The organism is Gimesia aquarii (assembly GCF_007748195.1).
Lineage (GTDB): Bacteria > Planctomycetota > Planctomycetia > Planctomycetales > Planctomycetaceae > Gimesia > Gimesia aquarii.
In genome coordinates this window covers 5118846-5134083 of sequence record NZ_CP037920.1, presented here as the reverse complement: position 1 = coordinate 5134083, position 15238 = coordinate 5118846, and the positions used below count along the sequence as shown (strand labels likewise).

Here is a 15238-nt window from a genome sequence, read left to right as displayed (position 1 = left end):
TGGTGACAAATTCATTCACTGAAGCTTTTTACCCAGTCTTCAGCTAAAAGATTGGCATTCCGAATCGCATTGATCATTTCAATATCAGGTTGTTCGTTTTCATCGAGAAGACCCCGACGACGTACTCGGTTTCTGTAGTACGCGCCACATAGATGGGCGCCAATACATCCCGGATTCTTTCGTAGTGCGGAAAGTGTCTTTGCATACCAGTTTCCATCGTTTCTAATTGTACCATCATCCTGTTTAATACCGCGTGCTCCATCAGCCCACAGAACCGGCATTTTACTTTTACGATGCCACTCATGCAGATGGTTCACTGGATCACGGAAATCCTGAAAACTTAAGACGTCAACAAAAGGACGCGCTGAGTCGATGATTTCCATTGTCAGGGGAGCGTTTGCCTCGTATCGATCACCTAAGATGAGATGATGTTGGTCGTAGCGACGGATCGCGTCATGCGTCACCTTATAATATTGGCGGGCGAGTCTTCTGAGCTCTGCTTTACCAGATTCTGTTTTCAGCTTTTGTGAATCAAACAGAGGACCTTTCCATTGATTATGCTTTCTTACATGGAGCCAACAGGGACAGTCAATATAAAAGTAGCCAATCAGATTCGGATCATCGGCCAATGGAACACAGTGTTCGCGTGCGACATGATCACACCAGTCAGCAAACCCTTCTGAAAAGAAATCGGGGTTGCGTGTCTCAGATTCCCATTGGTGGAAGTCAGCGAATGGGAGTTGGTGACAATAGGGCATATTTAACCAGTGGTATTCTTCACGAGTAAAATGGCGAGAATGGCGGTGGTTTAAAGGTTTACTGGTGATGACTTCCTGATTCCACCCCAGAGTATTAAAACCCCAGTTTTTAAGATTCGGGGCAACTGATTCCGTTAACCAGCGTTTCATACTGTTACCATAGCCATTGCGCCATTGATCAATATTTTCAGGATAACGGATTGTTGCGGGATCAACGTGATTTAATCCCAAGGTAAAAAATCGTTTTCCATCAGGCCCGATCAGCCACCAGCGATCGTCTTTTTTCCCTAGAGTGAAGAACCCTTCCGGTTTGGTTTGAGTCGTTTTTGCAAATGAGATATGAGGAAAACCCAAAGAAAGAGAAGCTGCAATTGAGGTCGTCGAAAGAAGAAACTCTCTTCTGGTTGTATTGGAAAATGTCATTTTGTTGCCTGGAGACTGAGTTCGTTGATTGCGTAAATCTCAAATGAACTGCCGGCTGCTCAATAATTTTAAGTTCCGGTGTGTTGTATTTGATGATTATATACAGCCGAACTCGTGCGATCAAAGTTTTAAAGAAATGTCATTTTGTATTAGTGGTTCGGAATTCTGGTCCTGAACAAGAGCGGATCAGGACGCGAAATTGGTCTATCAGCAAAGGCATTGTATTAGAGATTATAAACTTTGTTAGTTATCTGAATTCAATAAGTCAGACTGAGAAAAGCTGATTCCACTTATACCTGCTTTCTACATTTCGATAGTATTTCTTACTAATTCGCCTTTCTTGTCAAAGATTTTCCTGATTTGATGTAACCTCAGTGATGTTGACGGTAATAACCTGTAAATCGGAGGAATTATGGGGCAAGCGGACAATAATGAACAATTTGTGCAACAACTGACAGAGAACCAGAATCGGCTCTACGGGTATGTCTATTCTTTGCTGGGTGACCACAGTCGTGCTGAGGATGTTTTACAGGAGACCAACCTGGTGTTGTGGCGGAAAATCGCAGAATATGATCAGACAAGACCTTTCTTGCCCTGGGCGTTTGCGATTGTCCGATTTCAGGTACTGGCACAATTGCGTGATAAGCAGCGTGATCGGATGCTGCTGAATTCGAGCTTGGCGGAAATGCTGAGCGATGAAGCAGCCAGTCAGTCTGAACAGATTGATGCCATTCGAGAAGCGTTGCGGCCTTGTCTTGGGCTGTTAACTTCATCGAATCGCGAACTGATTGAAGAACGATATTTTCGTACAAAATCGGTTGCAGAAATGAGTCAAAATGCGAACCGGTCTGTTTCTTCAATCAAGGTTGCCTTGTTACGCATTCGGCGACAATTGGCTGATTGTGTACAGAAACGAATGGCTGCAGAAGGTTAAATTATGAGTTCACAAATTGAAGAACTGGAATCACTACTATTTGATTGGGAAGCAGGCACGCTTAACAATGAGGGAATGGCCCGTATTCAGGAAATTTTGAGTCAAGATGAGTCTGCTCGGAAATTCTTTCTTCAACAACAAATAATGAGTGCGGCTTTGAAGCTGGAAGGCGATGCGGGACTCATTCGACCTGCTGTTGAAGATTCCACAAATGACAATGTTCAACGGGTAAAGCCAGTAAGGCATTCAGCAGCCCGTCCATTCCGCTTTAACTATTGGATCGTCGCTACTGCCATGTTACTGATTTGTGCTCTCATCGGGCGCATTGTCTATTTAGAATTTTCACCAGATTCTAATCAAAGAGTTTCTGTAACCGCGGATTCCAATTCACAGCCGCAACGTGAGGAAGCCACTTCCCGTGGTGTGGCGATTATCACTCGACTGATGGACGTCACCTGGGATGATGGTCAAGCTGCTATCGAAGTTGGTGATGCACTCCCACCCGGGCGTTTAGCGATTCAATCGGGATTCGCTCAGGTTGAGTTTTTTTGTGGTGCTACCCTGATTATCGAAGGACCGGCTGACTTGGAAATTGAATCAGAGACTCTTGCGCGGGTACATAATGGGCGACTCAGGGCACAAGTTCCACCGGCAGCACGCGGTTTTTCACTCGAAGTGGATGATATGAAGGTGGTCGACCTGGGAACAGAGTTCGGCCTGTCTGTTTCAGAGGAAGGAGCCGATGTGCAGGTTTTTGATGGTGAAGTCGAATTGCAGGAAAATAATCAGAAGCAGCTTCTAACGGCCGGACAGGCACTGGTTCGTAATCCCACTGGCATATTCGAGAGGTCTGAAATGACCCCGGAGCGGTATCTCGATATTGCTGCGTTGGAGTCTCGCGCACAAGGGAGGCGTACTGCTCGATACGAGCAGTGGAAAGCCTGGTCTGAAAAACTAAGGAATGATCCAAGACTGATTACTTACTTCGCTTTTGACCAGAATGGAGGGTGGGAACGCAGACTTAAGTGTGATGTACTGCCAAAAAACAGTGAGTTGGATGGCGCCATTGTTGGTGCACGGTCTGTCCCCGGACGTTGGAAAATGAAACGCGCCCTGGAATTCAAACAGCCGGGCGATCGTGTGCGGGTACAGATTCCTGGAGAGTTCAGTTCACTGACGTTTGCCTGCTGGGTCCGCATTGACAGTCTCGACCGCTGGTACAATTCGCTTTTTCTGACAGACAATTACAATCAGGGTGAGCCCCACTGGCAAATTTTGGATACGGGGCAAATCTACTTTTCAGTAAGACCCAGTAAGCGTGGTACACAAGGAGCACCAGATCGTAAAGTGCTTTCGCCTCCGTTTTGGAAGCCGTCCCTCAGTGGGAAATGGTTGCATCTGGCAACCACTTATGATGTAGACGCTCAACGTACAACTCATTATTTAAATGGTAAAGTTTTATATTCAGAAAGTATTCCTGATTCACAACTGGTGAAAACAACGCGAATCGGAGCCGCAACGATTGGAAACTGGTCGATGTCAACCAAACCCGATGCGCGATTTGCCATCCGGAATCTCAATGGTCGTATTGACGAGTTGGCAATTTTTGCTGCTGCTCTGACCGCAGAAGAAATTAAGGAGATGTATGATAATGGCAAGCCATAAGTATCTTTCATTGATTGCCATCATTACGGGACTGTGTTTTGCATTGAATATGGCAAACTTGAGCCAATCCGCGGAGCAGAATAAGAAACGGGATCAAGTTGCCGCGGAGCGTCTTTTCACTCTGAAAGTTTTGCCTCTGCTCAAAGTCAAATGCTTTGGTTGTCATGGTCATGATCCGAAAGATGTCCGCGGTGATTATAATCTGATGACGCGCGAGGGAATGCTTAAAGGTACTGACCCGGAAGAACCGCCACTCGTACCAGGTAATCCCAATAAGAGTCCACTATATCAGGCTGTTCTTTGGAATGGTTCTGAAATGCCGCCCAAAGAGAATGATCGACTGACGAAGACTGAAACGGAATGGATCAGAAAATGGATTGCTGCGGGGGCTCCGTGGCCGGACGCGAAGACACAATTAGCGATCCAGAAGCAGGAATGGTCTGTTCGTGAAAATGATGAGGGGATCATTGTTGATACAAGTGGAGGGTTAGCAGATGACTGGACCTATCGTCGCTACCGGCCGGAAGATATCTGGGCATTCCAACCGTTGAAACAGGTAGACATGCAAAAGATGAAGCTGGCGGGGCAACACCCAATCGACTTCTTTGTTCAAAGAAAAATTGATAAAGAAAAGCTCAAAGTAGCACCGCAGGCCGATGCCCCAACCTTGATTCGGCGTGCGACCTACGATCTGACCGGTTTGCCTCCTGGCCTCAAAGATGTGTCACAATTTCGCAAGGCGTGGAAAAAAAATCCGCAACAGGCATGGGCTGACCTCATTGATCGATTATTGCAGAGTCATGCTTATGGAGAACGCTGGGCACAACATTGGCTGGATGTCGTGAGGTATTCCGATACGGCTGGTTTTTCGAATGACTATGAGCGATCAAACGCCTGGCGTTATCGCGACTATGTGATTCGGTCTTTTAACAGAGACAAACCTTTTAATGAATTTGTTGTAGAACAAATCGCAGGCGATGAACTTCGTCCCGGTGATCCAGAGGCAGTCATTGCAACAGGATTTCTACGGATGGGACCTTGGGGAACTGCGATGATTCCGCAAAAAGAACTTCGACAGATTTATCTCGATGATCTGGTTCATAATGTAGGTCAATCCTTTCTCTCAATCCCCATGCGATGCTGTAAATGTCACGATCACAAGTTTGATCCCGTACCAACCCGCGACTACTACAGCATGTATGCCGCGTTCGCGGCCACACAGCCGGCGGAAATGAACGTCGCTTTTCTGCCTGAGGAGAACCGCAAGGGATTCGCTGAAAAACGAAAATTAGTTGCAGAACTCCTCGAGTATGCGAAAGCCGAGCGCGACAAAGTTGTTAACAAACAGGAAGCAGCGGCAAAGAAATGGTATGCCGAGCATAATTTGCCTTACAAGAACGAAAACGCCCGGAAAAAAGATCCCGAAGACAAAAAGCCGCCTCGTCATGTAGGCCTGACACCAGAAGAAAAGGGAATCAAGAAGGTGCGTGAACAGGATGTATGGATCTGGCAACGTCGCCTGGAACGTTATGAGCCGATGGCGCAGGCGGTTTATAACGGACAGGATGACTATAAGAATGGCAGAAAGCTACGACCACCAAAACGCATCAATCACAAGTGGCGACCAGAAAATTTCATTCTCAGTGGTGGTTCTCTCGAAGCACCTTCACATCCCGTTTCACCTGGAGTGTTGAGTGCGACGGGACTTGCGGTCAATTCACAAGCAGGGAATCCTCATCAAATCACAGCCGACCTTCAGGGACGTCGCCTTTCGTTGGCAGAGTGGATTGCAAATGACAAGAATCCACTCACAGCACGTTCGATCGTCAATCGAGTCTGGCAATACCACTTTGGTAAAGGTCTCGTGAAGACCGCGAACAATTTTGGAGCCAAAGGGGGGAAGCCGACTCATCCTGAGTTGCTTGACTGGCTGACAACCGACTTCATCAAACATGGCTGGAAATTGAAACGCCTGCATCGATTAATCATGTCTTCTGAGGTTTATCAACGCTCCAGCAAACCACTTAATGTAAAGAAGCAGGCGACTATTGACCCTGACAATGCGCTCCTGGCATCATTCCCGCCACGCCGACTCACGGCTGAGGAATTGAGAGACAGTGCGCTGCTCATTAGTGGCGAATTGAATCCAGAAATGGGTGGGGTTCCCATAATGCCTGAGATCAATAGGGAAGTGGCGCTACAGCCGCGTATGATTCAGTTTTCGATTGCACCCGCCCATCAACCTTCACGAACTCCGGCTGAACGAAATCGTCGTACGATTTATGCATACCGAGTTCGTGGTCAGGCTGATCCCTTCCTCGAAATTATGAATCTTCCGAATCCCAATGAGTCTTGTGAAATGAGAAACTCTGCATCGGTATCTCCACAGGCCTTTACTCTACTCAATAGTGACACGATGACAGATCGGTCCATTGCCTTTGCTTTACGAATTCAGCAGGAACGACCCTCTCAACCCGCGGAGTGGATAAACCGAGCCATCCAACTGGCATATAGCCGACGTCCCACTCCACAAGAGCAGGAGAGCCTGGAAAAGTATTTGAAAGAGATGCAGATTTATCATCGAGAACATCAGCCGGAAAAGATCGAATATCCGACGCAGGTCGTGAGGTCACTGGTTGAGGAACTGACCGGCGATACATTCGAATTCATCGAAAAGTTGAACGTGTATGAAGACTACGTTCCGGATGCGAAGCCGTGGACCGTAGACGCCGAGACGCGCGCACTCGCCGATGTCTGTCTACTGCTATTGAACTCCAACGAATTTCTGTTTGTTTACTAAGATCTTTATTTGATATCAATTCTCTCAAGAATAATCAGGACGAGACAATGACAACTGCAATACCCCGCCGTGAGTTTTTATATGGGATGGGTGCATCATTGGGGGCGTTGGCGCTCACTGACCTGCAGGCTGCTGAGAAAAAGGTGACGAATCCTTTAGCTCCCAAACCATCTCTGCATCAGCCAAAGGCGAAAGCGGTGATCATGCTCTTTATGGAAGGAGGACCATCACAGGCAGACACGTTCGACCCCAAGCCAAAATTGAATCAACTGCATTTGACTGAGTCTAAGCGAACAAAAGGATTAGCAACAGGCAAGCGATTTTATGTCGGCAGTCCTTTCAAATCACGCAAGGTGGGGAATGCAGGAATCGACATGTCCGACCAGTGGAAGTTCCTGGCAGATCCAGTCGTTGCAGACGAATTATGCGTCTACCGTGGTTGTCAGGCTGAATCGCTCAATCATCCCGAAGCTTTGCTTCACATGAATACTGGCAGTCGGCTCGGTGGCGATCCAGGTGTGGGGGCCTGGGTGACTTACGGACTTGGGTCCGAGAACCAGAATCTTCCCGGTTATGTTGTCATGACAGAATTGGCACTCCCACAGGCAGGTCCTGCAAACTGGACCAATGGCTTTCTCCCTTCGCACTATCAGGGGACAAGATTACGGTCTACCGGTTCACCGATCCTTGATCTGAATCCCCCCAAGTACAAATCTCGCGCGCATCAGCGAAAAGCGTTGGATCAACTGGCGATGCTCAACTCTCTTCATGCGGATGCACATCCCGAGCACGCGGAGTTACAGGCGCGTATGGAAAGCTACGAGCTTGCGTACCGCATGCAGATGTCAGTTCCGGGTATCATTGATCTCAACAGTGAACCTCAGCATCTACAGTCCGCTTATGGGCTGGATCGCAAAGAAACAGCCGCCTTTGGTCGTCAATGCATGTTGGCACGGCGTCTCGTAGAGCAGGGGGTTCGGTTCGTACAGATTTTCTCTGGGGGGTGGGACAGCCATGACTATCTCGAACGAGGCCATTCCTCACGCATTGCCAGTGTTGATCAACCCATTGCCGCCTTAATTAAAGACCTCAAGGCACGCGGTCTGCTCGATGAAACGCTTGTTGTCTGGACGGGGGAATTCGGTCGCACTCCTGATAACAATTACCGAGGAGGTGTCACTGCGCTCGGTCGTGGTCACAACATCGATGCGATGAATATGTGGTTTGCAGGCGGAGGTGTGAAACGTGGTGCAGTTATCGGAGCGACTGATGAAATTGCTTCCGAAGCTGTCGAAGTGGTTCATCCCATACGCGATGTGCATGTCACCATGCTGCACCTGCTCGGACTGGATGACAATAAACTGACTTATTTCCACGGTGGTCGTTATAAACAGCTTTCTCAATTTGGTGGCGAACTAATCCCAGAGATCATGGCCTAGATTTCTCTTTCGTTTAACAGATTTCAAATCAAATAAGATCAATCTCATGTTTTACGGATTTATGAACATTGTTTGTTAATCTGTGGTTGGAATCAACGGTCGTCTTTCAATGGGAAAAGCCTTGACAATCGGCTTCGGACATCCCTAACATCTATTATAACGATCATTTAATTGGGACCCACCTGTTCTCCACGTACTGCGATGTCGTAGTTTCGGATTTTCTTGAGACGCACCAAGATCGTTGATTGTGTTCAATTTTGAAGGACATAATTCCCTATGCGCACGCCTTCCCGCCTGAGTTTGGTTTCTCTGGTTTGTTGTCTCATATTGACAATCAATGTCTGTCTGGCTGAAACCGGGCAAACGAAAAAATCAGGATCTACTACAAAAATAGATTTCAGTCGTGATATTCGACCGATTCTTTCTGACAACTGCTTTCATTGTCATGGGCCTGATACCGAACATCGAGAAGGTGATCTTCGTCTAGATATGGAACAGGCTGCAAAGGATAGTGCCATCACTCCGGGGCATTCCGATCAAAGTGAACTCTATGCTCGCATTACCAGTTCAGACGTCGATCTGAAAATGCCGCCTCTGGAGTCAAATAAAAAATTAACTCCTGCGCAGGTGAAGCTGATTAAACGCTGGATTGATGAAGGCGCCGAGTGGAACAGTCACTGGGCGTTTCTCTCACCAGAAAAATCAAAGCTGCCTCAAGTTAAGAAAAGCAACTGGGTTCAAAATCCCATCGATCAATTCGTGTTGGCCCGGCTGGAACATCAACAATTAAAACCATCTGCTGAAGCCAACCGGCGAACGTTAATTCGACGACTGACTTTCGATTTGACGGGTCTGCCTCCCACAGTTGCAGAGATCAAAAACTTCCTCGAAGACAAATCTCCCCATGCCTATGAAAAACTGGTTGACCGTTTGTTAAATTCAAAGCATTACGGTGAGAGAATGGCTCTGATGTGGCTTGATGCGGCCCGTTATGGTGATACGAGTGTGTATCATGCGGATGGACCACGAGATATGTGGGCCTGGCGCGATCGTATTGTAGAGTTATATAACTCAAATATTCCCTTTGACCAGTTTTCAATAGAGCAATTGGCGGGAGATTTGATTCCCAATGCAACACCGTTACAAAAAGTTTCCTCAGGGTTTAATCGTAATAATGGTACGACGGATGAAGGAGGACTGATTCCCGAAGAATACAGGGTTGAGTACGCTGTCGATCGTGTGAAGACAACTTCAACTGTCTGGTTGGGGCTCAGTATGGAGTGTGCTCAGTGCCATGAGCATAAATACGATCCCATTTCACATGAAGATTATTACCGCTTCTTTGGATTTTTTAATATCAGCGCTGATGGCGGAAGTCAGACACGAAAGGGGAACGCAAAACCGATCGTGGAACTGGTCGATCCGGAAAAACAAAAAAAACTGCCGCAAACGCGTGCCAAAATGGAAGCGAACCAAAAGCAGCTTGCCGCCCGAAAGAAAGCTGCGACTCCCCAATTTACAGACTGGCTCACCACGAAAGAAAAACAGCGACAAGAAAGTCCCACTGATCTTAAAGGTCAGTTATTGCATTTTGTACTCGCTCAAGGAGAAGGCAAGCAGGTTGTCGATCAAGTTGATCCGAAGCGAAAAGGGACCATCCATGGAAATGCAAACTGGGTGAAATCTCCACACGATCAGGGGGTGAAGTTTGATGGTAAGACCTATATTGATTTAGGAAACGTGTGTGATTTTGAACGCACGGATCAATTTTCCCTGGGTGGCTGGCTTAATCTGGAGCCCAAGGGGTCAGGAGTTCTATTGGCTAAAATGGATGATGCCAATAGTCATCGTGGATATGACATTTTCATTACTGGTGAAAAAATCTCAGTTCATATTATTAATAAATGGCCTACCAATGCGATTAAAGTAACTTCAAAGAAAAAAATCAAACCTGGTACCTGGCATCATGTGTTTGTGACCTATGATGGCTCTTCCAAAGCGAAGGGAGTCAAGATTTATGTCGATGGTCAGTTATGGGATTGGAACATTGAGCAAGATCGATTAAGCGAGTCGATTCGTACCCCTAAGGCATTACTGATCGGTAGTCGGCATCCCGGTTCGCGGTTGAAGGGAACTGTAGATGAAGTGGCTGCTTTTAATCGCGCATTGAGTCAATCTGAAATTAAAACACTTTCGAAACAGCTTCCGATCACCTCTATTCTGGCTGTGGCCCCTGATCAACGTACGCCAGAACAACAGCAACAATTGCGCAATTATTATCTGGAACATGAAGATAAAGAGTATATCGCCTTAATCAAGAAAAAGCAGGAATTGAAAACAGAGGAGACAGAACTCCTCAAACCGTTGACGACGGTGATGATGATGAGTGACATGGCGAAGCCTCGCGATACGTTCATCCTCGCACGTGGCGCTTATGATGCTCCTACCAAGCACAAAGTGCAACCGGGGACCCCTTCCATTTTACCTCCGATGGCAAAAGAAGCACCGCAAAATCGCTTAGGTTTGGCACAGTGGCTCTTTCAAGATAACCATCCACTCACAGCTCGTGTCGCCGTCAATCGTTACTGGCAAATGTTATTTGGGACGGGGCTTGTCACCACACCAGAAGATTTTGGTTCACAAGGGGCCTTTCCCAGTCATCCTGAATTACTCGATTGGTTGGCTGTCGATTTTCGCGAATCAGGTTGGGATATCAAACGGATGCTCAAGCAAATTGTAATGTCAGCAACCTATCGGCAATCATCAGATGCCTTACGCCAAGCTTATCTGCAAGATCCTGCAAATAAACTGTTGGCACGTGGCGCACGATTTCGATTACAGGGAGAATTTGTTCGCGACAGTGCGCTTCATATCAGTGGGCTACTTAACAAAAAAATGGGAGGACCAGGCGTGAAACCATATCAACCTCCCGGACTTTGGAAAGAAGTCGGACTGAGTGGCAAGCCCTTATTCGTTCAGGATCACGGTGAAAAACTCTATCGTCGTAGTCTCTACACTTACTGGAAGCGTTCCGCGCCTCCACCGAGTATGCAGATATTTGATGCTCCTACACGGGAGAAGTGCACAATCAGACGACCACGTACGAATACACCATTGCAAGCATTAGTGACAATGAATGATATCCAATTTGTGGAAGCAGCTCGTCACCTGGCAGAACGGTTATTGAAAGAAGGGGGCTCAACAAACGACGAAAAAATCTCGTATGTTTTTTTATTGGCGACTGCGAGAGAACCCCGTTCTTCAGAACGCGAAGTACTTTTGAACGTTTATCAGGAAAGTCTGAAACAATATCAGAAAAATCCCAAAGCGGCTGAAGAATTACTGAGTATGGGCGAATCACCCCGAGATAAAAAACTGGATGTCATACAAGTGGCAGCTTGGACGGTGGTTGGAAACATGATTTTAAATTTAGACGAAACATTAACGCGCGAGTAAAGATTAATGAATCCAATTGAAGAATATCAGCGACAGTTAACACGTCGACAATTATTATCGCGTTCGCGTGGATGCCTCGGCGCTGCGGCGCTCGCCAGTTTGTTAGGTGAAGTACCCAAAATATCAGCGGCCAGTCAAACTGGTCCCGAGCAACGTGGATTGCCGGGACTACCCCATTTTGCACCCAAAGCGAAACGGGTCATTTATCTTTTTATGGCCGGTGGACCCAGCCATATTGATTTATTTGATTATAAGCCGGTCCTGAAGAAGATTCACGGGAAAGAGCTACCTGAGTCAGTTCGCAAAGGACAACGGCTCACAGGTATGACCAGTGGTCAAAAATCGTTTCCCTGTGTGGCACCCATGTTCAATTTCAAACGCTATGGCGAACGAGGGACATGGATCAATAGCGATATTCTACCGCATACGGCATCGATCGCGGATGACATTGCCATCATTCGCACTATGAACACAGAGGCGATTAACCATGATCCTGCCATTACCTACATTAATACGGGAACGCAGCAATTAGGACGTCCCAGTTTTGGAGCGTGGTTGAGTTATGGATTAGGCAGTCCCAACAAGGATCTACCCGCTTATGTAGTGATGATCTCCGTCGGAAATGCACCAGGTCAAGCACTTTATTCACGACTCTGGAGCAGTGGGAATTTACCCTCTCGACATCAGGGAGTGCAGTTTCGCAGTGCTGGAGATCCTGTATTGTATCTGTCCGATCCAAAAGGGTTAGACAGAGGACTTCGTCGTAAAATGCTGGATGGACTGGCAAAAATCAATGCGGAAAAAGCAGAACTTTCGGGCGATCCAGAAATTGAAGCGCGGATTGCACAGTACGAAATGGCCTATCGGATGCAAACTTCGGTTCCAGGTTTGATGGACTTGAGTGGCGAAACGCAGGCCACCTTTGACATGTACGGGCCCGACTCACAGAAAAAAGGAACCTTCGCTGCCAATTGTATTTTGGCACGTCGTATGGCTGAACGTGGTGTGCCCTTCATTCAATTGTTCCAACGTGGATGGGATCAACATGGAAGCTTGCCGAAAGCCATTCGTAATAATTGTGATAAAGTGGATCAGCCAGCAGCAGCCCTCGTGAAAGATTTAAAACAAAGAGGATTATTGGACGACACAGTTGTTATCTTTGGAGGAGAATTTGGCCGGACGATTTATAGTCAGGGAACACTTACCAAAGACAACCATGGCCGTGATCATCATGGTCGCTGTTTTTCAACCTGGGTTGCCGGCGGTGGTTTTAAGCCAGGCATCGATTACGGAGAAACTGACGATCACTGCTATAACATTGTGAAAGATCCGGTGCACATTAACGATTTAAATGCGAGTATTCTGCACTGTCTGGGCATCGACCACAATCGCTTTACAGTGAAGTACCAGGGGCTCGATTTAAAGCTCACGGGAGTCGATGGGGCGAATGTCGTCAAAGGACTGTTGTCTTAGTAAAAGCAGAATGTAGTAATAAAATCTTTGCTCACTCATACTCCGTCAAGTTAATTCATTTCTTTTTGCCGGGTGCAAGAGATTCTTTCAGTGCACTCGTGCCTCCTACGATAGGTAGCATCATTGATGTCTTATCGAGGTCCACAGTCAGTTCTGTTCCGGGGGTAGGGCGTAAGGTGAAGTCACGATCACTTGAGAAGATCATCAAGCCTAATTGTTGCCCCTTCGGAATAATCTGATCGTCGGGTTGCAGATCGAATGATAAGTCATAGAATTGACCTGGTTTCAGCGGTTCACTTTCTGTCAGCGAACGATGATTTTGTGGATCAGCCCAGCCACGAGTGATGATGTTGTCGGTGATCTTTGAGTTTCTACCTTCAGTCCAGGGAAGTGAAACCAGCCACACTGACAGGTTCGCGGCAGGTTTGTTACAGGCGAGCCGAATCGAAATTCGAGGAGTCCCGGAAATGTGAATTGGCTTTGAGAGCTTCGGTGAAACATAGATCAGGCGGTGTTCTGTCCATTCTGCCTGAGCTAAAGCAGTACCATTAAAAGAGAAATTATCGACCAGTTTTTCTGTACCCTGGGCTGGTTGTGTGTTGATCGAGAGGATTCCCTGTTCAGGGGCACCAGCGCCGAGAAAGAGCTTCACAGGCTTCGCTTTTGGGTTTGGGTAGTCTGCATAGGACGTGGGTTGATCACGTTTGGCACCTGCACGTACAATCCATGCTTTGGGGTCCTTCTCGACACCGTTTTTGACTCCGTGTAGATAGCGAGTGAACCAACGATTCATCTGCTTCATTGGAGGAGGACCACCATGCCCACCTTGATGAAAGTATGCTTGAGTTGGGACACCGTTTGCTTGCAGTGCTTTAAAGATGCGAACGCTGTGTTCCGGCATCACATTCCAGTCGTTGAATGCATGCGACATCAGCACCGCTGCTTTGACAGGCTTGATGTCGTTCAGGTAATCACGTCCAGCCCAGAAGCGATTATAGTCACCGCTCACTCGATCGAATTGTTTCAAGAGTTCTTTGTCACGTATTTCGCAGTTGCAGTGTTCTCGGCGATTTTTGTCACCACTGTGGACGAAGTCATAAAGATAATCGATGTCTTCTCCCAGGTAACCATACGGATGGCGGATCAGGCCGTTTGATCGATAATAGTGATAGTATGATGTATTTGGGGCGATGGGGATGATGGCTTCTAACCCTTCAACACCAGTTGTGGCTGCCGCCAGAGCGAGAGTACCGTTGAACGATGTTCCTGTCATTCCAACTTTGCCCGTACACCACTTGGCGGTGACTGGCTCAGAGCCATCGATGGTTGTGAAGCCTTTCGCTCGACCACACAACCAGTCAATCACTGCTTTGGGGGCGAGTGACTCATTATCACCACCAATCGTGGGACATCCCTGTGACAGTCCTGTGCCGGGAGACGACGAGTGAACGACGACGTATCCGCGTGGTACCCAGTCTTTCATATGTGTCTTAGATATGATCGGCCGCATGCCCTTGCGTACGACAGAGGGGACACGCTCTCGTTTCTTTGGTACTGCTCCGAGTTCCTGTTTTGTGTCCCAAAAATATTGTCTGCCCTTTGAACCGGTTCCAGCGAAGTACGGACTTGAAATATAGACTGCAGGAAGTTTCAGACCTTCACTTTCAGTTTGTCGAGGTCGCGTAACACTGACGTGCATCCGGTCCAGCTTGCCATCACCATCAGAGTCGAATTCCGTTTCGACCCACAAGTCGTGCCGAATCCAATAGTCGGCGTCTGCAAACGCCTTGACTATTTGCGCTTCTCCATCTTTAAATTGGGGACTCGCTTTTTTTTCATCTGCACTTGTCTGGTTACTGAAAATCAGTAGTAGGGAGATGGTGGCCAATACACAGTTCAACCAATTAGACCAGTGATTGATTTTATGATTTGATAACATACAAGGTCTTCCCAAAAAGCTTCGAAATTTCAGAAACCAGTTTGTATTCTTTGGAATTCTACGGTGATATTCAGGTTTAACAATTCCATTCTACGTACAGAAGATCACTCTTTGCCAGTCTCAGTTTCGAAAACTTTTTTAGATGAACCTTAGCTTCGGCAACGATTTATGGACGTCTTGCCGAATGATATCGAACTGACTGTCTGAGAATAATTTGAAAGAGATGTTTATCAATTAATTAGATAAGAAAAACCAGAACGATTTATTTTAAATTGGAAAGAAACGTGAATCGGCTGACGCGATTCGATATCATTGTAAAAATCAACTTTTGGGGAGCATTGAGAATTTCTC

8 protein-coding genes are annotated in these 15238 nt (G+C 47.0%); 6 read left to right on the top strand and 2 right to left on the bottom strand.

The genetic code is table 11. The features are described 5' to 3' along the window. Positions 1-11 precede the first annotated feature (11 nt). A complete protein-coding gene (locus V144x_RS19795) occupies positions 12-1181 on the bottom strand; it encodes a hypothetical protein (protein ID WP_197998538.1) in 1170 nt (389 codons plus the stop codon). A 412-nt stretch (positions 1182-1593) separates the two neighbouring features. Here V144x_RS19795 and V144x_RS19790 point away from each other — a divergent pair, with 412 nt between their 5' ends. The 6 genes from V144x_RS19790 (at position 1594) to V144x_RS19765 (ending at position 12948) form a co-directional block, all read left to right on the top strand. Further along, positions 1594-2115, top strand: a complete 522-nt coding sequence (locus V144x_RS19790) for a sigma-70 family RNA polymerase sigma factor (protein ID WP_144987392.1) — start codon at positions 1594-1596, stop codon at positions 2113-2115. Positions 2116-2118: 3 nt separating this feature from the next. After that, positions 2119-3780: a LamG-like jellyroll fold domain-containing protein gene (locus V144x_RS19785; protein ID WP_144987390.1), complete on the top strand. Its 1662-nt coding sequence runs from the start codon at positions 2119-2121 to the stop codon at positions 3778-3780. Next, positions 3767-6580, top strand: coding sequence for a PSD1 and planctomycete cytochrome C domain-containing protein (locus tag V144x_RS19780; protein WP_197998537.1), 2814 nt, complete (start codon positions 3767-3769; stop codon positions 6578-6580). The genes V144x_RS19785 and V144x_RS19780 overlap by 14 nt, the downstream gene beginning before the upstream one ends. A 47-nt stretch (positions 6581-6627) precedes the next feature. Beyond that, entirely contained in the window at positions 6628-8019 is a 1392-nt protein-coding gene (locus V144x_RS19775; RefSeq protein WP_144987386.1) for a DUF1501 domain-containing protein, read from the top strand. Between the two features lie 276 nt (positions 8020-8295). After that, positions 8296-11475 (top strand): DUF1553 domain-containing protein, encoded by a 3180-nt coding sequence (locus tag V144x_RS19770; protein WP_144987384.1) that lies wholly within the window; start codon positions 8296-8298, stop codon positions 11473-11475. 6 nt (positions 11476-11481) lie between these two features. Next, a complete protein-coding gene (locus tag V144x_RS19765; protein ID WP_144987382.1) occupies positions 11482-12948 on the top strand; it encodes a DUF1501 domain-containing protein in 1467 nt (488 codons plus the stop codon). 55 nt (positions 12949-13003) lie between these two features. On the opposite strand, the gene V144x_RS19760 is transcribed toward V144x_RS19765, so the two are convergent. Then, positions 13004-14887, bottom strand: coding sequence for a Xaa-Pro dipeptidyl-peptidase (locus V144x_RS19760; protein ID WP_144987380.1), 1884 nt, complete (start codon positions 14885-14887; stop codon positions 13004-13006). Positions 14888-15238 lie beyond the last annotated feature (351 nt).

What these genes read in the sequence shown, in the direction of transcription:
- V144x_RS19790 (WP_144987392.1), top strand. Translation starts at nt 1,594, where the DNA reads ATGGGGCAAGCGGACAATAATGAACAATTTGTGCAACAACTGACAGAG.
- V144x_RS19795 (WP_197998538.1), bottom strand. Translation starts at nt 1,181, where the DNA reads ATGACATTTTCCAATACAACCAGAAGAGAGTTTCTTCTTTCGACGACC.
- V144x_RS19775 (WP_144987386.1), top strand. Translation starts at nt 6,628, where the DNA reads ATGACAACTGCAATACCCCGCCGTGAGTTTTTATATGGGATGGGTGCA.
- V144x_RS19780 (WP_197998537.1), top strand. Translation starts at nt 3,767, where the DNA reads ATGGCAAGCCATAAGTATCTTTCATTGATTGCCATCATTACGGGACTG.
- V144x_RS19760 (WP_144987380.1), bottom strand. Translation starts at nt 14,887, where the DNA reads ATGTTATCAAATCATAAAATCAATCACTGGTCTAATTGGTTGAACTGT.
- V144x_RS19770 (WP_144987384.1), top strand. Translation starts at nt 8,296, where the DNA reads ATGCGCACGCCTTCCCGCCTGAGTTTGGTTTCTCTGGTTTGTTGTCTC.
- V144x_RS19765 (WP_144987382.1), top strand. Translation starts at nt 11,482, where the DNA reads ATGAATCCAATTGAAGAATATCAGCGACAGTTAACACGTCGACAATTA.
- V144x_RS19785 (WP_144987390.1), top strand. Translation starts at nt 2,119, where the DNA reads ATGAGTTCACAAATTGAAGAACTGGAATCACTACTATTTGATTGGGAA.